This window comes from Streptomyces sp. NPDC014882 (assembly GCF_043081325.1).
GTDB lineage: Bacteria > Actinomycetota > Actinomycetes > Streptomycetales > Streptomycetaceae > Streptomyces.
Map to the genome: position 1 here is coordinate 274,231 of NZ_JBIBWL010000008.1, position 22,833 is coordinate 297,063.

The following is a 22,833-nucleotide window of genomic DNA, read 5'->3' on the forward strand; positions in this document are numbered from 1 at the left end:
GCCGGCCCCCGGCCCCCGGGGGCGCCGGGGGGGCCCCGGGCCGGGCGCGGGGGGGGCTCCGGGGGCGGGGGGGGGCGCCCCGGCCGGGGCCCCCGGCGCGCTCGTGCGCGCCGGGGCACCGGGCCGGGCCCGTGCCGCGGGCTCCCGGCGCCTGCCGGCTCCCCGCCCGGAGCGGGACTCAGTGCAGTGTCCGCAGCGCGCCGGGCAGCACCGTGGCGGTGACCGGGAGCTCGGCGTCGACCTCGCCGTCGGCGCCGTAGGGGAGGCCGCGGTCGGCTTCGACGCGGACCTGGGTGCCGCGCAGGACGAGCACCTCGGGGCGGTGGACGTGGGCGCCGGTCCTGAGCTCGTTCATCAGGGCGAAGAACAGGTGCCGGGGAGCGTGCCGGATCAGCACGACGTCCAGCAGGCCGTCGTCGATCCTGGCCTCGGGGGCGATGACGCGGCCCGAGCCGTAGAAGCCGGAGTTGGCCGCGACGACGGTGTAGCCGTGGTGGGCGTGCTCGACGCCGTCGACCGTGACGCGGTACCGGACCGGGCGCCAGTCGGCCACCGCGCGCAGGCCTCCGGCGTAGTAGGCGGCGGCGCCCCTGAGCAGTGCGGCCCGGTTGGCGTGGCGGTTGGCGAGCGCGTCGACCCCGGCGTAGACGCTGCCGAGGACGACGGTGCGGTCGTGGACCGCGGAGCGCACCTCGATGGTGTCGACGGGGCGCGGTTCGGCCTCCAACAGGAGGCGGGCCAGGGCCTCCGCCCCGGTGGGCAGCTTCAGGGCCCGGGCGAAGTCGTTGCCGCGTCCCGCCGGTATCAGGCCCAGGACGGCGTCGGTGCCGCTGAGGGCTCCGCCGACGGCGCCGGTGATGCCGTCGCCGCCGACCGCCAGGACGATCCGCCCGCGTTCCCCGGCGGTCCGGGCGAGTTCCTGGGCGTGTCGCAGGCTCCGGCTGTAGGCGGTCTCCAGGTCGGCGCCCGCGTCCCGCAGCAGCCGGGCCACCCCGAGGAGGGCCGCCGCGCCCGTGGCGGCGCCTGCGGTGGGGTTGACGACGGCCGTGAACTGTCGCATCGGGTGGGCCTCCGGGCGGTCGGCGGGTGGACGCGTGGGCGGGCGGACGAGGAGCGGTGCGGCCGGCGGTGGGGCGGGGGTGCCGGGCCGGTTCAGTCTGCGGGAAGCAGGACGCCGGGGCTGAGCACTCCGGCCGGGTCGAGGCGCCGCTTGACGGCTCGCAGGGCGTCGACGGCCAGGTCGCCCGCCTCGCGCACGTACCAGTCGCGGTGGTCGGTGCCCACCCCGTGGTGGTGGGTGATGGTGCCGCCGGCGGCGAGGATCGCGTCGTTGGCCGCGTGCTTGGCGCGGGTCCAGTGGGCGAGGGGGTCGCCGCCCTGGGCGCTGACGACGGTGAAGTAGAGGGAGGCGCCGTTCTCGTAGACGTGCGAGACGTGGCACATGACCAGCGGCGGGGTGCCCGCCCCGGTGAGCGCCGCGGTCAAGGCGTCGCGGACACCGGCGTACAGCTCCGGCAGGCGGGACCAGAACGCGGCGGTCTCCAGCGTCTCGGCGAAGGCGCCCGCGTCGAGCAGCGCGTCCCTGAGGTAGGGGGCGGAGTAGCGGCCGTGCGCCCAGCGGCGGCCCGGCTCCTCCCCCAGCGGCTCTCCGCCGGCCTCGCGCAGCACCGCGGCCGCCGCGGCGCGGCCGCGGGCGGTGTCCTCGTCGGTGCCCTCGAAGCCCACGACGGCCAGACAGCCGGCGTTCCCGTCCGGGGCGCCGGAGCCGATGGCGTCGGGCTGGGCGAGGCCGACGAGGGTCTCCGTCTCGTCGGACAGGCGCAGCACCGTCGGCCGGGGCCCGTCCTGGGCGAGCCGGCGCAGGGCGTCGGTGCCCCGCCGGAAGTCCGGGAAGCGCCAGCCGTCGTAGCGGCGGGCTCGGGGGACGGGACGGACGCGGACGGTGACCGAGGTGATCACGCCGAACGCGCCCTCCGAGCCCAGCAGGAGCTGGCGCAGGTCGGGTCCGGCCGCCGAGCGCGGGGCGCGGCCGGTCTCGACCGTGCCCTCGGGGGTGGCGAGGGTGAGGCCGAGGACCATGTCGTCGAAGCGGCCGTGGCCGGCGGAGGCCTGTCCGCTGGAGCGGGTGGCGGCGAATCCGCCGATGGTGGCCCACTCGTAGGACTGGGGGAAGTGGCCGAGGGTGAAGCCGTGTGCGGCGAGCAGTTCCTCGGCGTGCGAGGCGCGCAGTCCGGCCTGGAGGGTGGCGGTCCGCGAGACGGGGTCGACGGCCAGGAGGCCGTTCATGCGGCGCAGGTCGAGGGAGACGAAGGCGCCGCGCCGGGCGGGGGCGAGCCCGCCGACGACCGAGGTGCCGCCGCCGAAGGGCACGGCCGCCAGCCCGTGGGCGGCACAGGCCCGCAGGACGGCGAGGACCTCGTCGTGTCCGGCGGGGAGCACCACGGCCGCCGGGAGGTCGTCGACCTCGCCGGCGCGGATGCGCAGCAGGTCGGGGGTGGACTTGCCGCGGGTGTGCCGGATGCGGGCCTCGGCGTCGGTGCGGACGTGCTCGGGGTGTCCGCCGACGGCGGCCAGCAGGGCGTCGTACGCCTCGGTTCCGAGGGGTGCGGCGGGGACCTGGATCCGGTCGAGCGGCACCGGGGCGGCGGTGCGCGGCTCGACGCCGAGCAGGTCGTGCAGCAGCCCGACCACCGTGTCGGGCAGCGCCGTCGCCGCGGCGGGATCGCCCCAGCCGCTCCAGAGCATGTCCATCGGTGTCGTCCTCCAGGTCGGCGGTACGGGAGGCCGGCTCGTCGCGCCCCCCGTGAGGCGTTACACTGTGACACATGACGCCTATTCGTCACAACCAGTCGGACGGGGACGCGGTGCTCGACGCGGTGCGCGACTGCGTCCTGGCCGTCGGGGTCCGCCGTACGACGCTCACCGACGTGGCCCGCCGGGCGGGGGTCTCCCGCATGACCCTCTACCGGCGCTGGCCCGACGTCCGCTCGCTGGTCGGCGATCTCATGACCCGGGAATGGGTCGGGGTCGCCACCGGCGCCATGCCCGAGCGGCGCCCGGACACCGACGCCCGCACCCTCCTCGTCGACGGCCTGGTGGCGGGGGTGACCGCCTTCCGCGCCCATCCGCTGTTCCACAAGATCGTCGACGTGGACCCCGAACTCCTCCTCCCCTACGTCCTCGACCGGCGCGGGGCGAGTCAGGAGGCCCTGCTGGAACTGCTCGCCGCCGGAGTGCGCGAGGGCCACGCCGACGGCTCGGTGCGGCCCGGCCATCCGGAGCGGCAGGCGCGCTCGCTCCTGCTCGTCGTCCAGTCGTTCACGCTGTCCCTGCGGACCATGACCGACGAGGACGACCCGGAACTCGACTCCGCGGCCTTCCTCGGGGAGTTGCGGACCCTTCTGGAGAGGACCCTCACGCCATGAGCCGCACCGGCAGCCCCGCCCCGCCCCGCGGTGCCTCCCCACCCCGCGGCGCCTCCTCGCTGTCGGCCGCCCGGCGCGCACGGGAACTCGCCGAGGCCGTGGGCGGGCCGGCGGTGGACGTCCTGGTCGTCGGCCTGGGCGCGACCGGCGCCGGAGCCGCCCTCGACGCGGCCGCCCGGGGCCTGACGGTCGCCGCCGTCGACGCCCACGACCTCGCCTTCGGCACCTCCCGCTGGAGTTCGAAGCTCATCCACGGCGGCCTGCGCTACCTCGCCTCCGCGCAGTTCGACGTCGCCCACGAGAGCGCGGTGGAGCGCGGGCTGCTGATGGAGCGCACCGCGCCGCACCTGGTGCACGCCGAACCCTTCGTCCTGCCGCTCACCCCGCTGGTCCCCCGCGGCCAGGCCGCCCTGGCCTGGGCGGGTTTCCGCGCCGGGGACGCCCTGCGGCTCGCCGCCCGCACCGCGCGGGCGACGCTGCCGGCGCCCCGCCGCCTCTCCGCGGCGGAGGCCCGCCACCTCGCCCCGGCCGTGCGTCCCGAAGGACTCCGCGGCGGTCTGCTGTCCTGGGACGGCAAGGTCACCGACGACGCCCGCCTGGTCACCGCCCTCGCCCGGACGGCCGCCGCCCACGGCGCCCGCGTCCTCACCCGGGTCCGGGCGCTGCGGCTCACCGGCCGCGGAGCCGTGGTCCGCGACGAACTGACCGGCGAGGAGGGCGAGATCCGGGCCCGCACGGTCGTCAACGCCTCCGGCGTCTGGGCCGGCCGGCTGGTCGAGGGCATCCGGATCCGGCCGTCCCGGGGCACCCACCTCGTCCTGCGCTCGGAGCGCCTCGGCGCCCTCCCGGCCGGACTGCACGTCCCGGTCCCGGGCGAGACCAACCGCTTCGTCCTGGTCCTCCCGCAGGGCGACGGCCGGGTCTACGTCGGGCTCACGGACGAACCCGTCGAGGGCGACCTGCCCGACGTCCCGGCCGCCCCCGAGTCGGACATCGGCTTCCTCCTCGACGTCCTCGGCTGCGTGCTCGACACCCCCGTGCACCGCGGCGACGTGGTCGGCGCCTTCGCCGGGCTGCGCCCGCTGCTGGACTCGGCGGACACCGGCCGCACCTCGGACATCTCCCGGCGGCACGCGGTCGTCGGCCGGGGCGACGGCGTCGTCACGGTGGTCGGCGGCAAGCTCACCACCTACCGCAGGATGGCCCAGGACGCCGTCGACGCCGCCGTCACCGCGGGCCGCCTCACCGCCGCCCCCTGCCGCACGGCCCGCCTCCCCCTCGTCGGCGCGGCGCCCCCGCGGACGCTGCGCGCCCTCGCCGCTCCCCGCCGCCTCGTCCGGCGCTACGGCACGGAGGCCCCGGCCGTCCAGGCCCTCGCCACCGCCCACCCGCACCTCGCCGGGCCCGTTCTCGAGGGCCACCCCGTCACGGGCGCGGAACTGGTGTGGGCCCTGCGTCACGAAGGCGCCCTCGACGAGGACGACCTCCTCGACCGCCGCACCCGCCTCGGCCTGGTGCCGGACGACCGCGACCGGGCCCTGCCCGCCGTACGCCGCCTGCTGGACGGTGCCCGGGACCGGCCGTCCCCGGGACCGTCGTGAACCACCTCGCCGGCCGGGGACGGCGGTGCCCGCCGGGCGCGGGCCTCAGCCGTCCGTGAGGCCCAGGCGGGCGAGGGCACGCCGGCCGTCCTCCCGGTGTGCGGGGCCGGCCAGCAGCAGGGTGCGTGCCGACTGGTAGGGGCAGCCCGCCGCCTCGAAGGCCGCCGCGGCGGCGAGCTGACGTGCGGGGTCGCCGTCCAGCAGCGCCCCGGCCCGGTCCAGCTGGGCGGTGGCGACCGGGTTGCCGGCGACCGTGGTCCGGGCGGCGGCGACCCGGTCCCGGGCGTCCGGGTGACCGGCGAGCACCGAGGCCTCCGCCCGCAGGGCGACGTACCAGTGCAGCCAGATCCAGGAGACCCACTTCCACACCCGGTCCGGCTCCGGCGCGACCCGCTCCAGGGCCCGCTCCGGGTCGCCGTGGTGGAGCAGGACCATCGCGTCGAAGACCGCGCCGTAGCCGTGGCGGTGCTCCGACTCGGTGCCCGCCCGGCCGACGATGTCGAGCCAGGCCGTCCGGGCGTCGTGGTCGCCCCGCAGGCCGTGGACCATGGCGACCGACGCGGCGGCCGGACCGAGCGAGAACGACCGTTGCCGGCCGCTCCGCCGCCACGCGTCGAGGAACCCCGCGCTGCCCGTGAGCACGTCGTCGGCGCGGCCCGCGAACGCGTCCGCGATCAGCAGCCAGGACGTGGCGTGGTGGCCCACCTCGGCGAACAGCGGGTGGGCGGCGAGCTGCCCGCCCCAGCGGCGGGCCCGCGGGAGGTCCCCCACGCCGAGGGCGGTTCCGGCGGCCATGGCGAGGGCGTCCATCCGCTCGTGGGTGGCGGCGGGGGTGTGCGGCACCGGCTCCAGGACGGCGATCCGGCGCCGGGCGGCGGCCGCGGCGCCGAAGGAGTCGCCGGCCCAGGTCAGGGCGCCGGACAGGGCGTCGAGCGCGGCGGACTCGGCCACCGGATCACCGGCCCGGCGCGCGAGTTCCACGGCCCGCTCGGCGCGCGCGACGGTCTCGTGCGCGGTGTTGTCGGTGTCCCCCTGGACCGCGCCGAAGGCGTCCGCGAGCACGGCCGCCTCGGCCAGCGCCAGGGCCGCTCCGGTCGCCGGGTCGCCGGGGCCGGAACCGTGGCCGTAGCTGGGGCCGGGGCCGGGGGCTTCGCCTTGGCCGTCGTCGCGGTCGCCGTGGCTGTCGCCGTCTCCGTCGCCGCGGCCTTCGTGGTCGCGGTGGCCGTGGCCGTGGTCTTCGCCGGCGCCGTCGCCACGGCTTTCACGGGCGCCGTCGCCACGGCCGTGGTCCTTGCCCCGGCCGCCGCCGTGGCCGTCTCCGTCCTCGTCGCCGTGGCCTTCGCCGGACAGTTCCCGCGCCGTCCCCAGCATGGCCCTCGCCTCGGCCGCGGTGGGGACCCGGGTGAACTCGCTCGAGAAGCGGTACGCGACGGTGGCGGCCGTCGCCAGGTCGCGGCTCGCGCCCACGAGGTCACCGGCCCGCCGGGCGGCCTCCGCGGCGCCGCGGTGCAGGCGGAGCATGTCGTCGCCGAGCCTGCGGCAGCCGGCCACCGCGGCGGCCTCCCGCAGCGCCCCGGCGCCGGCCGCGTCACCGGCGAGGGCGGCCGCCTGTTCGTAGCACTGCTGGGCCTCGCCGAGCAGGTGGTGGGCGAAGGTCAGCCCGCCCATGGCCAGGGCGAGGCGGTGGGCGTCCGCGCGCTGCTCCGGCCGGTCGGCGGACCGGGCGAGGGCGGCTCTGACGTCCTCGGCCAGCGCGTCGAACCGGGGACGCCGGCCGGCGTCCCCGTCCTCCGCCGCGAGGAGGGCGGTCGCGCCGGCCAGGCACCAGGCCAGGTGGCGGGCCCGGACGTCGGCCGATTCGCCGGCGTCGGCGAGCCGCTCCGTGCCGTACTGGCGGATGGTCTCCAGCGCCTGGTACCGGGTGCCGGTCGCGGCGGGGATCGCGGTGAGCAGGCTCTGGTCCGCGAGCCGGCCGAGTCCGTCGGCCACCGCCGCCCGGTCCAGCGGGGCGAAGGCCGCCACCTCGGCGGCCGCGTCGGCGGTGAACGCCGTCGCGAACACCGAGACCCGGCGCAGCAGGGCCCGCTCGCGCGGCTCCAGCAGGTCGTGGCTCCAGTCCAGCGCCGCCCGCACCGACCGGTGCCGGTCGTCGGCGCGGGGGCCGCCCGCGAGGATGCGCAGCTGGTCGGAGAGGCCGGCCGTGAGTCCGTCCGGCCCGAGCGTGGGCCAGCGCGCCGCGGCCAGTTCGATGGCCAGCGCCATGCCGCCGAGCCGTTCGCACAGGCCCGCGATCCGCTCGCGCGCGGCGGGGTCCGGGGGCGGGCCGACCGCCGCCGCCCGTTCCGTGAACAGGGTGACGGCCTCCGACTCGTCCCCGTCGGCCCAGGACAGCGGCGGGACCGGGAAGACCCGTTCGAACGGCACCGTCATCCGGGCCCGGCTCGTCGCCAGCACCCGCAGCCGGGGACAGGCCGTCAGCAGGCGTTCCAGGAACGGCGCCACCCCGTCGCGTATCTGCTCGCAGTTGTCGAGCACCAGCAGCGCCCGCCGGTCCGCCAGCGCCGCCAGGACCGCCTCGTCGACGCCCCGGCCGGGCTGCTCGCCCACCCCGACGGCCGCCGCGACCGCCGCCCCGACCCGGCCCGGATCGACGACCGGGGCCAGGTCGACGAACCACACCCCGTCGGCGAAGTCACCGGCCGTCTCCGCCGCCACCGCGAGCGCGAGCCGGGTCTTGCCCACGCCGCCCGGACCGACCGCGGTCACCTGCCGGCAGGACCTCACCGCCGCGGCCAGCTCGGCCCGCTCCCGGACCCGGCCGACGAACGCCGTCAGCGGCACGGGGAGGACGGGGGCCGGCCGCGGCCGTTCGGCGCGGGCGAGTTCGGCGGCACGGCGGGCGAGCGCCCGCCGGTCGGGCACCTCCAGCTTGCGCAGCAGCGCGGAGACGTGTGACTCGACCGTGCGGACGGAGATGAACAGGCGGGCGGAGATCTCCGCGTTGCTGAGGTGCTCCCCGAGCAGCGCGAGCACTTCGCCCTCCCGGGCCGAGATCACTGAGGTGGACACGGGCTCATTATCCGTGGTGATCTCCGTGGTGGGCACGGAGGCGGGGACCGCCCCGGCCGGGAGAGGGTGTGACCACGGCGATCGAGCCCGGCGGGACCGGCCGGGCGGATCGTGACCCGCGACCGCAGGAGTGACCATGACCGGCTCGTCCGCCCGCGCCCCGAGGACCGTTCCGCATCCCGCCGGCCAGGACGCCATGGATGCCGGTCCGGTCCGGGACGGCGACGCCATCGGCCCGGCCGGGGACGGCGGGAACGCCGGACCGGTCCAGGACGGCGGGAACGCCGGGCCCCGCTCCCGCGCCCTGCGTCGCCGTGACACCGAGTACCGGCTCGCCCACGACGTCGACGTCTGGGTGGCCACGGCCTCGGCGGACGGCGTGCCGTACCTGGTGCCGCTGTCCTTCGAATGGGACGGCCGGACGCTGCTGCTCGCCACCGCGGCCGGCGGTCCGACCGGCCGGAACCTGGCCGCCGCCGGGACCGTCCGCCTGGGGCTGGGGCCCACCCGGGACGTGTCGATGATCGACGGTGACGTCGAGGTGCTGGAGATCGACGCGCTGCCGCGGGAGCGGGGCGACCGGTTCGCCGCCCGCACCGGCTTCGACCCGCGCACGCCGGACCCGGCCGGCACGCCGTACCGCTGGTTTCGTGTCACCCCGCGCCGCGTCCAGGCCTGGCGCGAGGCGGACGAACTGACGGGACGTGAGCTGATGCGCGACGGCGGCTGGCTGGACCGGCCCGGCCCGGACGACACGAGAGCCACGTCCCCCCGACCGACCACATCCCGACCGACCACATCCCGACCGATCACGCCCCACCGAGAAAGGCACCTGCCATGACCGGCACGCCCGAGTCCGCACCGAAGCCCGCGTCGAAGTCCGCGCGGGAGACCGGCACGTCCGGGAAGAGCTTCGAGGGGTTCACCGCCGAGGAACGCGAGGCGATGAAGGACCACGCCCAGGAGCTGAAGGCGGCCGCGCGCCGCGGTCCGCGCTCGGCCAGGGCGGACGGGGAGAGCGACGTCCGCGCGAAGATCGCGGAGATGGAGGACGCCGACCGGGTCCTCGCCGAGCGGTTCCACGAGATCGTCCGGACCACCGCGCCGCACCTGACGCCGAAGCTGTGGTACGGCATGCCCGCCTACGCCCGCGACGGCAAGGTCGTCTGCTTCTTCCAGAGCGCGCAGAAGTTCAAGTCCCGGTACGCCACGATCGGTTTCAGCGACCAGGCGCACCTCGACGAGGGCGCCCTGTGGCCCACCTCCTACGCCCTGACGGCGCTGACCCCCGCCACGGAGGCGCGGATCGTCGCGCTCGTCGGAAGGGCGGCCGGCTGAGCGGGCCCGCGCCCCGCCGATTACCGGTACGGGGCCCGGCTTGGGCAGGATGGCCCCATGACCGAGATCCGCACCCCCCGCCTCCTCCTCCGTCGCTGGCGCGACGACGACCTGGTCCCCATGGCCGAGATCAACGCGGACCCGCGGGTGATGCGGTGGGTCGGCGACGGCTCGGTGCTCGACCTGGACGGCACCGCGGAGGCCCTCGAGCGGTGGGAGGAGGAGTGGGACGAGGAGGGCTTCGGCCTCTTCGCGGTCGAGTTGCTCGCCTCGGGCGAGCTGGCCGGCTTCACGGGCCTGTACGTGCCCGGGTACCTGCCGGACGTGGCCTCCGAGGTGGCGGTCGGCTGGCGGCTCGGCACACCGTTCTGGGGCCAGGGGTACGCGTCCGAGGCCGCTCAGGCCACGCTGGAGTTCGCGCTCCAGGACCGGGGCCTGGAGCGGGTCGTCGCCCTCTGCCGGGTGGGGGACGAGGCCTCGGAGAACGTCATCCGCAAGCTCGGGATGGTGCCGGAGCGGGTGACGACCCACCCCGTCCACGACGTCCCGCTGGCCGTGCACGCCATCGACCTCACCGAGTACGAGGGCTGAGGGCGCGGGCGGCCGGCCGGGGCCGGGCCGGTCACTGCGGGCGGGCCATGAGGACGGCGACGTCGTCCTGCGCGGGGTGCGGCAGCATCCGTGCGAGGACGTCGTCGCAGAGTTCCGCCAGTGAGCGCGCGGGCGTCCGCAGGGTGCGGGCGAGCCGGTCCAGGCCCTGGTCGAAGTCCCGGCCGCGGGCTTCGACGAGGCCGTCGGTGTACAGGACCAGCAGGCTGCCCGGCGGCAGCGGGACCTCCTCGGTGCGGAACTCGTGCCCGCCGGTGCCCAGCGGGGTGCCGGGCGGGCCGTCGAGGAGGACGACCGTCCCGTCGGGCGCCCTGACGGCCGGCGGCGGGTGGCCGGCCCGGGCGACGAGGCATCCGCCGGACACCGGATCGTGGACGGCGTAGACGCAGGTCGCCATCTCGTCCTCGCCCATGTCGGCCACGACGGCGTCCAGCGAGCGGAGCATGCGGGCCGGAGGGACGTCGTGCCGGGCGAGGGTGCGCACCGCCGTGCGGAGCTGGCCCATGACGGCCGCCGCGTGGATGCCGTGGCCCATGACGTCCCCGATGACCAGTCCGGTCCTGCCGTCGGGAAGGGCGATGACGTCGAACCAGTCGCCGCCGACGTCGTGTTCGCTGGCCGGCAGGTACCGGCCGGTCAGTTCGAGGCCGGGGACGACGGGCAGCGCGCTGTTGGTCAGGCTGCGCCGCAGGGTGAGGGCCGCCGCGCGCTGGCGGGTGTACATCAGGGCGTTGTCGATGTTCAGGGCGGCGCGCGCGGCCAGTTCGTCGATGAGCACGCAGTCCTGCTCGTCGAAGGGTTCGCGGGTGCGGAGCCGGGTCACGATGACCGCGCCGAGCACCTTGCCGCGGGCGACCAGGGGGACCAGCCGCGCGGAGCCGAGGCCCATCAGGTACGCGCGCAGGTGGTCGGAGCGGGGGTCGGTGACGAGGGCCGGGACGTCGGAGCGGTAGAGGTTCGTGGGGCGCCCCTCGGTGATGACCGTCTCGTACAGCGAGCCGTGCGGGATCCGGGACGTCATGCCCGGCAGGAGCTTCGCCGTGGGGGCCGCGGGGTCGGGGAAGTGGGCGGCCGTGCGGCGGACCACGCCGTGGGTGGAGGCCGCGGACTCGTCGGGCCGCAGGACCTCCTCGAGGAGCTGCACGTCGGCGGAGTCGGCGAGCTGGGGCACCAGCATCTGCACGATCTCCTCGGAGGTCTGCCGCAGGTCCAGGGTGGTGCCGATGCGGGTGCCCGCCTCCGCCAGCAGGGCGAAGCGGCGTCTGGCCCGCTCGGCGTCGGCCTCGGCGCGCTGGCTCTCCGTGATGTCGATGAGGGAGGCGATCAGGCCGAGGGTCCGGCCGGTGCCGTCGACGAGGGGGGCGTAGGAGCAGGACCAGGTCCGGTCGTGGCGGGGGTCGGAGGCGGTGCGCCCGGTGCGGCGGACGTCGACGACGGCGGTGCCCCGGTCCAGGACCTGCCGCATCGTCGATTCCAGGGCGGCGGCGTTGACGTCGGGCACCACCTCGGTCAGGCGCCTGCCCAGGTGCTCGGCGGCGGAGCGGCCGTTCATCCGGGCGAGCGCGTCGTTGACCCGCAGGAAGCGCAGGTCGGTGCCGAGGGTGGCCAGGCCGATGGGCGACTGGCGGAAGAGGCTCTCCAGGGCCGCCAGCGAGTCCCGCATGCGCAGGACCTGGGAGGTCTCCACGGCGATGAGCAGGGCGCCGGGCCGTCCGAGCGCGTCGGCGGCCGGGACGATCCACATCTCCATCGTCACCTGGTGGCCGTCGCGGTGGCGCACCCGCAGGGTTCCGCCGACGGTCTCCCCGGCGTGCACCCGGCGGGTCAGCCGGTCGGCGAGTTCGCCGTGGCCCTCGGGGACGAGCAGGGTCGAGGCGGGCCGGCCGAGTACCTCCTCGGGCCGGTAGCCGAGCAGGTCCTGGGCGGCCAGCGACCACTCCGCGACGCGTCCGTCGGTGTCCTCCCGCCAGAGCGCGATCGGCAGCAGTTCGCGCAGCACACCCGCGTACCCGACAGCCGTGGAGGGCTGTTCCGGCACCGGTCCCGCCGTCTGGTGAGCGTCCACCGCACGTCCTGACCACCAGGCAACATTTCGTATGAAAACACCCTATCCGGAAGAGCGGAGTCCACCAGACGGCAAAGCCGTGGCGGCCGAACCACCGAGGGCCGCCGGGGGCCGACGGGACTGCCGGGGCCCGCCGGGGACCGCCGGGGACCGCCGGGGGAACCCTGTGGGGGTCGCCGGGGACCGCGCGAGAGTCGCCGGGGCCGTGCAACGACGACAGCGGCGGTGGAGGCATTTCTTGCGGTTTGCGACCGTAGGTGACTGTTCGAGCGATTTCTTTACTGCCGACTTATCCTGACGTCGGAAGGGCTCGGTAATCGAGAGCCGGTCCTTCGACCGGCGGGAAGCGAGCTTCCATGGCTGAGCGTTTGAAAAGGTCGGGACTGGCCGGCGAGTTGTCGGCCGAGTTCGCCGGCACGATGGTTCTCATCCTCTTCGGATGCGGAGTCGTGGCCCAGGTGGTCGCCGGCGGGGCCCTGACGACACCGCCGGGCGGCCTCGGCAACCACGACAGCATCTCCTGGGCGTGGGGCCTCGGCGTCACCCTCGGCGTGTACGTCGCGGGGCGGCTGAGCGGCGCCCACATCAATCCCGCGGTGACCCTCGCCCTCGCGGCGTTCAAGGGGTTCCCCTGGCGGAAGGTCGCGCCCTACATGGTGGCGCAGACGGCGGGCGCCTTCGTGGCGGCCCTGATCGTCCGGTGGAACTACACCGAGGCGCTGGCCAAGGCCGACCCGGGTCACACCATCAAGACGCAGGGTGTGTTCTCCACGCTCCCCGCCAACGGCAACCCGAACCTGCCGGTCCACGAGTGGGGCGCCTTCCGCGACCAGATCATCGGCACCGCGATCCTGCTGCTGCTGGTCATGGCCGTCACGGACCTGCTCAACAACCCGCCGGGGGCGAACCTGGCCCCGTTCATCGTGGGCCTGATCGTCGTGGCCATCGGCATGGCGTGGGGAACCAACGCGGGATACGCGATCAATCCGGCGCGTGACTTCGGCCCCCGGCTGGCCAGCTTCCTCACCGGCTACGGCGGGGCGTGGCGGGATCAGTACGGGAACTTCTACTTCTGGGTGCCGATCATCGCCCCCCTGATCGGCGGCCTGCTCGGCGCCGGCCTGTACAAGGCGTTCATCGGCCGGTTCCTGCCGACGGCGGAGGCGGAGCCTCCCGGCCGCGTCCCCGCCCCCGACTCCGAGCGCTGACACCGGCAGCAAAGGCGGCATCCCATGGCTGACTTCGTGGGCGCGGTGGACCAAGGCACCACCAGCACCCGATTCATGATCTTCGACCACGACGGGAACGAGGTGGCGAAGCACCAGTTGGAGCACGCCCAGATCCTCCCGCGGTCGGGATGGGTCGAACACGACCCCGTCGAGATCTGGGAGCGCACCAACTCGGTGATGCAGAACGCCCTGCGGCACGGGAACCTGTCCCCGGAGGACCTGGCGGCGATCGGCATCACCAACCAGCGGGAGACCACGGTGGTGTGGGATCCGCGCAGCGGACGCCCCTACTACAACGCCATCGTCTGGCAGGACACCCGCACCGACTCCATCGCCGCGGCCCTGGAACGCTCGGGCAAGGGCGACGTCATCCGCCGCAAGGCGGGCCTGCCCCCGGCGACGTACTTCTCCGGCGGCAAGATCCAGTGGATCCTGGAGAACGTCGACGGGGTCCGCGAGGCGGCGGAACAGGGCCACGCGGTCTTCGGCAACACCGACAGCTGGGTCCTGTGGAACCTGACGGGCGGCCCGGACGGCGGGATCCACGCCACCGACGTGACCAACGCCAGCCGGACCATGCTGATGGACCTGGAGACGCTGGACTGGGACGACGAACTGCTGGGTTTCTTCGGGATCCCCCGGTCCATGCTGCCCGTCATCAACTCCTCCTCCCACCGCGAGGCGTACGGCGTCACGCGCACCTCCCGGCCGCTGCGCGCCGCCATCCCCATCACCGGGGTGCTCGGCGACCAGCAGGCGGCCACGGTGGGACAGGTCTGCTACGCCCCCGGCGAGGCCAAGAACACCTACGGCACCGGCAACTTCCTGGTCCTCAACACCGGTACCGAGCTGGTGCGTTCGCAGCACGGACTGCTCACCACGGTGGCGTACCGGTTCGGTGACGAGCCGGCGGTCTACGCCCTGGAGGGCTCCATCGCGGTCACGGGGTCCGCGGTGCAGTGGCTGCGCGACCAGATGAAGATCATCAGCAGTGCCGACGAGAGCGAGACGCTGGCCCGTACCGTCGAGGACAACGGCGGCATGTACTTCGTCCCGGCGTTCTCCGGCCTGTTCGCCCCGTACTGGCGTTCCGACGCCCGCGGCGCGATCGTCGGTCTGGCCCGCTACAACGACAACGGTCATCTGGCCCGGGCCACGCTGGAGTCGATCTGCTACCAGAGCCGTGACGTCGTCGAGGCCATGGAACAGGACTCCGGGGTCCACCTCGACGTCCTCAAGGTCGACGGCGGTGTGACGGCCAACGACCTGTGCATGCAGATCCAGGCCGACGTCCTCGGGGTGCCGGTCAGCCGCCCGGTCGTCGCCGAGACGACCGCGCTCGGCGCCGCCTACGCGGCGGGCCTGGCCACCGGTTTCTGGCGCGACACGGACGAACTGCGCACCCACTGGCAGGAGTCCAGGCGCTGGCAGCCCCAGTGGTCCGACGAGCGACGGGCCGAGGGCTACGCCGGCTGGAAGAAGGCGGTGGAACGCACCCTCGACTGGGCCGAGGTCGGGTAGGCGCCTTCTGACGGATCTCCCGAGAGCCCTCCCGAGCCGGGGCCGACCGCACGTGTCGGCCCCGGCTCCGTCGTGCCGTCGGCCCCGGCTCCGTTGTGCCGTCGGCCGTGTCGTCCGTCGTGCCGTCGGCCGGGCACGGCCCCGGTCGCGCCGTGCGAAAGGTCTGGACAACTCCCGAACACGCATGTTGTCATTCCGCTTGCGCGCACGGTCCGCCCTGTCCGAAGAGCCGCCGCTCCCCTCCCCTGCCCGTGATCAAGTCCCCTGCTGCACAAGGCCGTTCGTGGAGTGAACGGCCGTGAGGACACCGTTCCCGCGTCGACGCCGCCCGGTTCCCCCTCGATGCCCGCTCGATGCCCCTGCGCGAGAAAGGTCTCGATGACCACACCGACCACACGACACGGCCGGCCGGCCACCAGAGCGTGGGCGCTGCTGATCGCGGCGGTCCTCCTGGTGCTGCCCGTCGGCGGCCTGTCACCCACCGCCTCGGCCGCGGAGCCGGTCGCCGGCACGCCGGCGCCCTCCCCCGGCCGGGCCGCCGTCGAGGTGCACGGGCTGAAGGGCGAGTACTTCAGCATGTCGGCGCCGGGAGCCCGCGACTTCGCCACGCTCGGGGGCACCCTGCTCGAACCGCAGATCGACTTCCCCGGCCTGACCGGCACCTTCGAGGAGCTGACCGGGCGGACCGAGCACACCACGGCCCGCTGGACCGGCCGCATCGAGGCACCGGCGACCGGCGACTACACCTTCCACGCCATCGGCGACAACGGCTTCCGGCTGTTCGTCGACGGCCGGCCGGTCATCGACCACTGGGAACCCGACTGGGACCGGGAGCAGACGAGCGCGCCGGTCCGCCTGGCCGCCGGTGAACCGCACGACTTCCGCCTGGAGATGTTCCAGGACCTCGGCGGATCCAACATGTTCCTGCGCTGGTCGACCCCGGCGATGCCCAGGCAGCTCGTCCCCGAGTCGGCGTTCACCCCTCCGGCGGGATTCGAGGTCTACCCGGTCGACCTCTCCGTCAGCGAGGACGGGCGGCACCTGCGGGCCCGCTTCGAGAACGAGGTCGGCGGCCTCCGGGACGCCGGGGACCACCTGAAGGTCGAGGCCGACACCACCGCGATGCCGCTCGCCTCGCTCGCCGTCTCCCCCGGTGACGGCGACACCCTGGACGTCACGCTCGCGGAGCCGGTCCAGAAGGGCCAGCGGGTCCGCGTGACCTACGACGGCCTCGGCGGCCTGACCTCCGGCGCCGAGACCGTCCCCCGGATCGCGCGGTCGGCGCGGAACGCCTCCGCGCACCGGCTCACCACCGCCTGGGGCGACGCCCTCGACGAGAAGAACCCGCTGCCGGAGTACCCCCGTCCGCAGCTGGTGCGCGCCACGTGGAAGAACCTCAACGGCCCCTGGCAGTTCAGCGGTGCCGAGGCGGGTGAACAGCCCGTGTTCGGCAAGGCCCTCGACGAGCGGATCGTCGTGCCGTTCCCGGTCGAGTCGCAGCTCTCCGGGCTGGAACGGCACGAGGACCACATGTTCTACCGCAGGCTGGTCGACGTGCCGAAGAACTGGAAGGTCGGCAAGGGCAACCGGCTGAGGCTCCACTTCGGTGCCGTCGACCACCGGGCACGCGTCTGGGTCAACGGCCGGCAGGTCGCCGAACACACCGGCGGCTACACCGCGTTCGACGCCGACGTCACCGACGCCCTCACCGGCACCGGGCCGCAGGAGATCGTGGTCGCGGTCACCGACACCGGCGGCGCCGACCAGCCGACGGGCAAGCAGTCCACCGCCCCGGGCGGCATCTTCTACACCCAGTCGTCGGGCATCTGGCAGACGGTGTGGATGGAGCCGGTCGCCGACACCTCCGTCGACAACGTAGTCATGACCCCCGACATCGACACCGGCAGCCTCGCGGTGACCGTCGAGTCCGAGGGCGCCTCCACGAAGGCGCGCGTGGCGGCCGTCGCCCGTGACGAGCGCGGCAGGGTCGTCGGCCGGGTCAGCGGGCCGGCCAACAGGGAACTGCGTCTGCCCGTGGCGAAGCAGCACCTGTGGAGCCCGGACGACCCCTACCTCTACGACCTCGACGTCACCCTGACCGACGGCAGGTCGACCGACCGGGTGGGCAGCTACTTCGGCATGCGCGAGGTCGGCATCGCGGACGTCGGCGGCTACCGCAAGCTCGTGCTCAACGGAAAGCCCGTCTTCTCCCTCGCCACGCTCGACCAGGGCTTCTGGCCCGACGGGCTGTACACCGCGCCCAGCGACGAGGCCCTCGCCTTCGACCTGGAGGCGCACAAGCGGCTCGGCTTCAACGCGGTGCGCAAGCACATCAAGGTGGAGCCGGCGCGCTGGTTCTACCACGCGGACCGGCTGGGCCTGCTGGTCTGGCAGGACTTCGTCTCCGGGAACATCACCAGCCGGGCGGGGCAGAAGGCGTTCGTCGACCAGGGCAGGGAGATGATGCGCCAGCACCACGACGCGCCCTCCGTGATCGGCTGGATCGTCTTCAACGAGGGCTGGGGCGAGTGGGACCGCGAGGAGAGCGGCCGTATCGCCGAGGCCGTGAAGGCCGCCGACCCGTCCCGGATCGTCAACGCCCACAGCGGGGTCAACTGCTGCAACTCCAAGGGTGATTCGGGCAAGGGCGACATCATCGACCACCACGACTACAACAACACCGACCCGGCCTTCCCCGACCGGACACGGGCCGCGATGGACGGCGAGCACGGCGGTTTCACCCTGCGCGTCCCGGGCCACATGTGGCCCGGCACCCCGACGGTGATCTACAGCGGTGTCACCGACAAGGAGGCGCTGACCCGCACGTACGTCGAGAACACCGAGCGGTACTACCTCGACCAGGCCGGGGCCGAACTGTCCGGCTCGGTCTACACGCAGATCACCGACCTCGAGAACGAACTCAACGGCCTCTACACCTACGACCGCAGGGAGATCAAGGTCGACCCGGCCCGGGTCCGGGAGATCAACCGCAAGGTGATCGCGGCCGGTGCCGCGGCCGGCGAGCGCGAGCCGCTGAAGGGCGGCGGCCACTGGAGCCTCGACGAGGGGGCGGGCGGCACGGCCCGCGACGACGGACCGAACGACCGGCCCCTGACCCTGTCCCCCGGAACCGCCTGGGCTCCCGGGGTCAGCGGCAGCGCACTCGCCTTCGACGGCGACGGGCAGTACGCGGAGACGGCCGGCCCGGTGCTGGACACCACGGGCAGCTACTCCGTGTCGGCCTGGGTCACCCTCGACGCGCTGCCGGGCAACTACGCCACCGCGGTCAGCCAGGACGGCCGGCGTCAGGCGAGTCCGTTCTACCTGCAGTACGGCCAGGGCGCCTTCGCCTTCAGCACCCCCGGCGAGAAGCGCGCCCGGCTGGCGGCCACCCCCGAGATCGGCCGCTGGTACCACCTCGTCGGGGTGCGGGACGGCGCGCGCGGCACGATCACGCTGTACGTCGACGGCGTACCGGCGGCGACGGCCGAGTCCGGTCCCGCCCATGTCGGCTCCGGTCCCCTCGCCGTCGGCCGCGCCCAGTGGAACGGCGCCGACACCGATTTCTGGAACGGAGCGGTCGACGAGGTCCACGCCTTCGACAGGGCCCTCACCGCGGAGGAGGTGAGCGCCCTGCACGACCGGGAGAAGCCGTGACCGCCGGTTAGCGACGGGCGGCTCCGGCCCTGCCCGGCTCCGGCTCCGGCTCCGGCTCCGGCTCCGGCTCCGGGGCACGGCTCCGGACCGGGGTGCCGGCCACCCCGGTCCGGCGACCGTGCCGGCGGGGATCCGGAGGCGGCACGGGCCGGGCTCGGGGCTCCCGTCCGGGTCGGGCCGGGACCGCCGGCCGTGCTCGGCGCCCCGGTGCCGGACGGCCCGCGGGAGCGGCCGGGGGGCTGAGCGCGGGGCGGCCGGAGCCGCCCCGCGGGCCTCCCGGCGGCGGACCGGGCCGGCCGGCGTGCCGTGGGGGTGCGTGGGCTCAGATGCCGCAGGTGGGGGCGGACCAGTACGGGGACGGGTCGAAGGCGACGTGGGTGTGGTCGTTGTGGCCGGGGTAGCCCGGGCCGAGGATCTCCGAGAAGCCGTGGGTCCTGGACTGCTGGGCGAGCCGGCACAGGGTCGGCGATCCGGTGAGGTCGGCGGCGTCGCCGTAGAGGTGGCGGCTGGTGGACGATCCACCGACCGCGCTGTTGCAGGCGTAGGAGCGGAAGCCGCTGGAGATGTTGATCGACACGTCGCCGAGGGCGTGCCGCATGGCCTCGAGCTTCCACATCGTCTTGAGGGCGTTCGCCTTCGCGGTGGCCGCGGAGACGGCGCCTCCGGACCAGTCGGAGTTGCACCGGTTGAGTTCGGCGTAGCTGAAGTGGACGGGTGTGCAGTCCGCGTCCTGGAGGGCGTAGAGCTTGCTGAAGGTCTGCGATCCCGCGACACCGTCCGCGGTCAGGCCGTAGGCGGCCTGGAACTTCTTGACGGCGGCGGTGGTCCGCGCGCCGAACTGGCCGTCGTAGGAGAGCCGTTCGCCGGAGGTCACCCATCCCGCGACGCGGATCTGGAGCTGGGTGACGTCGCTTCCGGAGGACCCCTCGGACAGGGTGCGGCTCCAGGTGTAGCACTCGTCGGCGTGCGCGGTGCCCGAGGTGGCTCCCACCCCGATCACCGCACCTGCCATGATCATGACAAATGAGACAAGCAGACGTGACACGCGTCCGAACATCCCGGCCTCCCGACCGTCGACTCCGTTACCGACCGGCCACCGCCTCTCGACGGCGGCCCGTGCACAGCCTGGAGCACCGCGCTACGCGCGTCAACGGCGCCCGGGCACGGCGGCTCCGGCAGCGTGCCCGGCCCTCGCCCCGCCGTGTCCGGCCGGCCCACCGGGGCAGCGGGTCCGCCGCGTCGGGGCGGTCGCCGGCGGGGCCGCCGGGGCCCGCCGGCGTCATCCGGAGGACGGCCTCGGCACCTCACGGCGTCCCGCGGCGCCTCACGCCGGACGCGGGGGACGGCCCGGGCGGACGGCGTCAGGTGCGGGAGGCCGCCTCGAGCTCCCTCTTGAGGTTGCGCAGGGTGATCTCGATGTTCCGCACCTGGAACTCGGCGAACGTACGGCCCCCGGTCACCGTCCTGTCGAAGGCGCGGGCGACCGCGTCCGGCCAGGCCCGGCGGTCGTCGGTCCAGGACTCCGTCACCCGCGTCCCGTCGCCGGCCGGTTCCAGGCGGTACTCCCACGTGGCGATCGGTCCGCGCAGGCGGGGCCGCCGGATGCCGATGGCGTGGACGCGGAAGGCGAACCGGCGGCCCGGCTCGGCCGCCGTCACCGTGCAGCGCGTGACCCAGCGGAACCCGCCCCGCTTGTTGAGGCCCTCGAACGACGTCCCCACCACGGCCGGCCCGACGGGCGTCCGCCGCGAGGTGCCGAGGTTCTCCGGGCTCCAGCGCCCCATGTCCGCCGGGCGGCTGACCGCGTCGTAGACCGCGGCGGGCGGGACGTCGACGACGATGTCACGGCTCACGGTGAGGATGCGGGCCACGGGGCCTCCTGCGGGACGGGAACGCACGACCGGCACGTGCGTTACTGGCAAGTAGCGTCGATCGTACGACGTGCCTCCCGTGGGCGGCCGGGCGCCGGCCCTCAGTGCCGTGCGAACTGGACCCCGGTCGGCTGCAGGACGTCCGCGCGCACCGCGAGGCCGTCGAGCCGGAGCTGTTCGCCGTGGATGTCGGTGATCCGCAGGGCGCCTCCGCAGCCGGTGCCCCGTTCGGAGAGGAAGTAGTTGAACTCGGCGCGGGGCAGCGGGTGCCAGGTGCCGCCGTCCCGGACCTCCAGCCGTGCCACCGGGTTGCGGTGGCCCACGACCTGGATGCCGCACCAGTACCGCGTGGAACCGGTCTTGTACCGGACCGCGACGGTGTCGGAGGTGCCGGGGCTCGTCAGGGTCCACGTGATCGGCAGCTCCCCCGCCGAGAGAGCACCGAGTTTCGCGAACGCCTGCTTGCTGAGGTCGAGTTGGCCGGGCGCGCAGGGCAGCGGGCACTCGTTGGTGACCTTGACCGTGACGGAGGCGCCGTTGGCCGCGCGGACGCGGAGGTAGGCCCCGCACGCCCTGGACGTCTCGTAGTCGGTGTGGTTCATCGCCGCGACCATGAGGTCGTCGCTCGGGCCGAAGAGGCAGGCGCCGTCGCCGTCCCCGGCGTCGTAGTGGGTGGCGAGTCCGCGGTAGGTGACACCGGGTCGGATGCGGCCCGCCGCCGGCGGCTGCGCGGCGACCGGCCGCGCGGGGCCCGACGCCGACGCACGCGCCCGCGGCGTCGCCGCCGGGGTCCTCGACGGGCTCGCGCCGGGGCTCGCCGTGGGGGACGCGGAGGACGGGCGGGACGGGGAGGGGGGCGGCGGGGCGGAGGGCGGGCGCGTCGCGGTGCCCGACGGGGCGACGGCGGCGGGTGCCGTGACGGTGCGTCCGGTACCGGCGTCGCCGTCGGGGCGCAGGGCCACCACCAGGCAGACGAGTACGCCCGTGGCGACCAGCGCCGCGGATGCCGTCGTCCACCGTGCGCGCGTGTTCGGGCGGCGTCGGGCGGCGTGCCTCTTGGTCCTCATGTCCGTCCGTTCGAAAGAGCGGGTCGACTTCACGTCACCCGGTCGCCGCCCGACGGGAAAAGGTTGCCGCCCTCCTTCTGACGCCCTCCCCCACTCGCTCCTCTTCCGGTGCCCCTCTCCTCGTGCTCCCCTTCCGTGTCCGGACGCGGCGTGCGGACGCGGCGTGCGGTCCGGGCGTGCCACGCGGTCTGCCGGGCGGCACGCCTCACCCCGTCGAACCGGGGTACACGCCCACCCGTCAGGGCACATCCAGGGAAGGGGTCACGATGGACGACGGGTCGGCGCTGCGGGCGGTCGGATGGGCGCGCACCCTGCCGATGGACAGTTCGGTGAAGGCCGCCCGCGACTGGACCCGGGAACACCTCGACTCGCTGGGCTGGACCACCGAGGCGCCGGAGACCGCGGACGCCGTTCTGCTGACGGTCTCCGAACTGGTCACGAACGCCCACCGGCACGCCCACAGCAACGCGCAGCTCGTCATGGCGTGGGACAGCAGTTGTCTGCACATCGCGGTCCACGACAACTCGGACGAACTGCCCGCTCCCCGGGAGCCCAGCACCGACCGTGTCGGAGGGCGGGGCATGTTCCTGGTCGACGCCCTGGCCGACAGCTGGGAGGCCCACCCCTGCCCGCACGGCAAGACGGTCACGGCCTGCTTCACCCCGCCCGCGGCGGAGGAACAGCGGAGCTGAACGGCCCGACGGAGCCCAACGGCCCGACGGAGCCCAACGGCCCGACGGAGCCCAGCGGTACGGCGGAGCCGAACGGTAGGATGCCCGAAGTCCTGCGGGGTGAAGTGAAAGTGACGGCGGATCAGGTCATCCGAGACCCTGGCCGCCGGACAGCGCCTCGCGGATCCCCTGGGCCGTGCGGCCCGCGTCGTAGTCCGCGGGGACGCCCGCGACGAGGATGATGTCGCCCTCGATGTGCCGGGCGCGCAGGGGCGCGATCTCCCGGTAGGCGGCGGAGGCCCACCAGGCCCGCGCGTCGGTGACCGACGGGAAACCGATCACCACGACATGGCCGGGCCAGGCGCCCTCCAGCACCTCGTGCTGTGTGCCGTGCACGAGGAAGCGGCCGCCGTACGGCTCGAAGGTCGCGGTGATGCGCTCGATGTACTCGGCGATCTCCTGGTGCGGCGCCGCCTCCCGCAGGTGGGCGATCGCGTAGGCAGACATCATGGTGTCCTTCCGGCCGGTGGTGTTCTCGACGACCACGATCCTGCGCCGCGGGAGGGCCGTGGTCGATTACCCGGGAGGTAAGCACGGCGACGGCGGCGGCCCGGCGGGGCGTGCGCCGACAGGCGGCCGGTCCCCTGCCGAAGGGAACCGGCCACCGGCTTCCGGGAGGCGTCCCGGCCCGGGTCAGGTGCCGACCGGAC

Annotated in this window: 16 protein-coding genes and 1 pseudogene; 9 read left to right on the forward strand and 8 right to left on the reverse strand. The window is 74.8% G+C overall.

All coding sequences use genetic code 11. The features are described from left to right. Window positions 1–178: 178 nt before the first annotated feature. Complete coding sequence (locus ACF09K_RS20620; protein ID WP_392245436.1) at window positions 179–1,060, reverse strand: diacylglycerol/lipid kinase family protein; 882 nt, start codon at window positions 1,058–1,060, stop codon at window positions 179–181. 92 nt (window positions 1,061–1,152) lie between these two features. Continuing rightward, a complete protein-coding gene (locus tag ACF09K_RS20625; RefSeq protein ID WP_392245438.1) occupies window positions 1,153–2,751 on the reverse strand; it encodes an FAD-binding oxidoreductase in 1,599 nt (532 codons plus the stop codon). Window positions 2,752–2,825: 74 nt separating this feature from the next. On the opposite strand from ACF09K_RS20625, the gene ACF09K_RS20630 reads away from it, so the two are divergent. Both ACF09K_RS20630 and ACF09K_RS20635 read left to right on the forward strand, forming a co-directional pair. After that, entirely contained in the window at window positions 2,826–3,425 is a 600-nt protein-coding gene (locus ACF09K_RS20630; protein WP_392245440.1) for a TetR/AcrR family transcriptional regulator, read from the forward strand. Then, entirely contained in the window at window positions 3,422–5,026 is a 1,605-nt protein-coding gene (locus tag ACF09K_RS20635; RefSeq protein ID WP_392245442.1) for a glycerol-3-phosphate dehydrogenase/oxidase, read from the forward strand. Before ACF09K_RS20630 ends, ACF09K_RS20635 begins: the two co-directional genes overlap by 4 nt. A 45-nt stretch (window positions 5,027–5,071) precedes the next feature. Here ACF09K_RS20635 and ACF09K_RS20640 read toward each other — a convergent pair whose 3' ends face one another. Further along, complete coding sequence (locus ACF09K_RS20640) at window positions 5,072–8,095, reverse strand: ATP-binding protein (protein WP_392245444.1); 3,024 nt, start codon at window positions 8,093–8,095, stop codon at window positions 5,072–5,074. A gap of 304 nt (window positions 8,096–8,399) precedes the next feature. Here ACF09K_RS20640 and ACF09K_RS20645 point away from each other — a divergent pair. The 3 genes and pseudogenes from ACF09K_RS20645 to ACF09K_RS20655 form a co-directional block, all read left to right on the forward strand. After that, a pseudogene (locus ACF09K_RS20645) lies at window positions 8,400–8,831 on the forward strand (pyridoxamine 5'-phosphate oxidase family protein); the annotation flags it as partial. A gap of 209 nt (window positions 8,832–9,040) precedes the next feature. After that, window positions 9,041–9,433, forward strand: a complete 393-nt coding sequence (locus tag ACF09K_RS20650; protein WP_392245553.1) for an iron chaperone — start codon at window positions 9,041–9,043, stop codon at window positions 9,431–9,433. A 57-nt stretch (window positions 9,434–9,490) separates the two neighbouring features. Next, window positions 9,491–10,024 carry a GNAT family N-acetyltransferase gene (locus tag ACF09K_RS20655; protein WP_392245445.1) on the forward strand — a complete coding sequence of 178 codons (534 nt, stop codon included), beginning with the start codon at window positions 9,491–9,493 and terminating at the stop codon, window positions 10,022–10,024. 31 nt (window positions 10,025–10,055) lie between these two features. On the opposite strand, the gene ACF09K_RS20660 is transcribed toward ACF09K_RS20655, so the two are convergent. Next, window positions 10,056–12,041, reverse strand: coding sequence for a SpoIIE family protein phosphatase (locus ACF09K_RS20660; RefSeq protein WP_392245555.1), 1,986 nt, complete (start codon window positions 12,039–12,041; stop codon window positions 10,056–10,058). Window positions 12,042–12,463: 422 nt separating this feature from the next. On the opposite strand from ACF09K_RS20660, the gene ACF09K_RS20665 reads away from it, so the two are divergent. The 3 genes from ACF09K_RS20665 (at window position 12,464) to ACF09K_RS20675 (ending at window position 18,514) form a co-directional block, all read left to right on the forward strand. After that, entirely contained in the window at window positions 12,464–13,315 is an 852-nt protein-coding gene (locus ACF09K_RS20665) for an MIP/aquaporin family protein (protein WP_392245447.1), read from the forward strand. Between the two features lie 24 nt (window positions 13,316–13,339). After that, a complete protein-coding gene (glpK, locus tag ACF09K_RS20670; RefSeq protein ID WP_392245449.1) occupies window positions 13,340–14,857 on the forward strand; it encodes a glycerol kinase GlpK in 1,518 nt (505 codons plus the stop codon). A gap of 378 nt (window positions 14,858–15,235) precedes the next feature. Further along, window positions 15,236–18,514, forward strand: coding sequence for a LamG-like jellyroll fold domain-containing protein (locus tag ACF09K_RS20675; RefSeq protein WP_392245450.1), 3,279 nt, complete (start codon window positions 15,236–15,238; stop codon window positions 18,512–18,514). Window positions 18,515–18,836: 322 nt separating this feature from the next. Here ACF09K_RS20675 and ACF09K_RS20680 read toward each other — a convergent pair whose 3' ends face one another. From ACF09K_RS20680 to ACF09K_RS20690, 3 genes are all read right to left on the reverse strand, one after another. Beyond that, window positions 18,837–19,571, reverse strand: a complete 735-nt coding sequence (locus ACF09K_RS20680; RefSeq protein ID WP_392245452.1) for a D-Ala-D-Ala carboxypeptidase family metallohydrolase — start codon at window positions 19,569–19,571, stop codon at window positions 18,837–18,839. A gap of 304 nt (window positions 19,572–19,875) precedes the next feature. Then, window positions 19,876–20,385 carry an SRPBCC family protein gene (locus tag ACF09K_RS20685; RefSeq protein ID WP_392245454.1) on the reverse strand — a complete coding sequence of 170 codons (510 nt, stop codon included), beginning with the start codon at window positions 20,383–20,385 and terminating at the stop codon, window positions 19,876–19,878. Window positions 20,386–20,486: 101 nt separating this feature from the next. Beyond that, a complete protein-coding gene (locus tag ACF09K_RS20690; RefSeq protein ID WP_392245456.1) occupies window positions 20,487–21,452 on the reverse strand; it encodes an expansin EXLX1 family cellulose-binding protein in 966 nt (321 codons plus the stop codon). Between the two features lie 266 nt (window positions 21,453–21,718). Here ACF09K_RS20690 and ACF09K_RS20695 point away from each other — a divergent pair, with 266 nt between their 5' ends. Beyond that, window positions 21,719–22,144, forward strand: coding sequence for an ATP-binding protein (locus tag ACF09K_RS20695; RefSeq protein WP_392245457.1), 426 nt, complete (start codon window positions 21,719–21,721; stop codon window positions 22,142–22,144). Window positions 22,145–22,270: 126 nt separating this feature from the next. On the opposite strand, the gene ACF09K_RS20700 is transcribed toward ACF09K_RS20695, so the two are convergent. Continuing rightward, complete coding sequence (locus ACF09K_RS20700; RefSeq protein WP_392245557.1) at window positions 22,271–22,630, reverse strand: DUF1330 domain-containing protein; 360 nt, start codon at window positions 22,628–22,630, stop codon at window positions 22,271–22,273. Between the last annotated feature and the right edge of the window lie 203 nt (window positions 22,631–22,833).

Bases quoted from the DNA above. Each gene is read 5' to 3' on its own strand.
- ACF09K_RS20620 (WP_392245436.1), bottom strand. From the start codon at position 1,060: ATGCGACAGTTCACGGCCGTCGTCAACCCCACCGCAGGCGCCGCCACG.
- ACF09K_RS20625 (WP_392245438.1), bottom strand. From the start codon at position 2,751: ATGGACATGCTCTGGAGCGGCTGGGGCGATCCCGCCGCGGCGACGGCG.
- ACF09K_RS20630 (WP_392245440.1), top strand. From the start codon at position 2,826: ATGACGCCTATTCGTCACAACCAGTCGGACGGGGACGCGGTGCTCGAC.
- ACF09K_RS20635 (WP_392245442.1), top strand. From the start codon at position 3,422: ATGAGCCGCACCGGCAGCCCCGCCCCGCCCCGCGGTGCCTCCCCACCC.
- ACF09K_RS20650 (WP_392245553.1), top strand. From the start codon at position 9,041: ATGAAGGACCACGCCCAGGAGCTGAAGGCGGCCGCGCGCCGCGGTCCG.
- ACF09K_RS20655 (WP_392245445.1), top strand. From the start codon at position 9,491: ATGACCGAGATCCGCACCCCCCGCCTCCTCCTCCGTCGCTGGCGCGAC.
- ACF09K_RS20665 (WP_392245447.1), top strand. From the start codon at position 12,464: ATGGCTGAGCGTTTGAAAAGGTCGGGACTGGCCGGCGAGTTGTCGGCC.
- glpK (WP_392245449.1), top strand. From the start codon at position 13,340: ATGGCTGACTTCGTGGGCGCGGTGGACCAAGGCACCACCAGCACCCGA.
- ACF09K_RS20675 (WP_392245450.1), top strand. From the start codon at position 15,236: ATGACCACACCGACCACACGACACGGCCGGCCGGCCACCAGAGCGTGG.
- ACF09K_RS20680 (WP_392245452.1), bottom strand. From the start codon at position 19,571: ATGTTCGGACGCGTGTCACGTCTGCTTGTCTCATTTGTCATGATCATG.
- ACF09K_RS20690 (WP_392245456.1), bottom strand. From the start codon at position 21,452: ATGAGGACCAAGAGGCACGCCGCCCGACGCCGCCCGAACACGCGCGCA.
- ACF09K_RS20695 (WP_392245457.1), top strand. From the start codon at position 21,719: ATGGACGACGGGTCGGCGCTGCGGGCGGTCGGATGGGCGCGCACCCTG.
- ACF09K_RS20700 (WP_392245557.1), bottom strand. From the start codon at position 22,630: ATGTCTGCCTACGCGATCGCCCACCTGCGGGAGGCGGCGCCGCACCAG.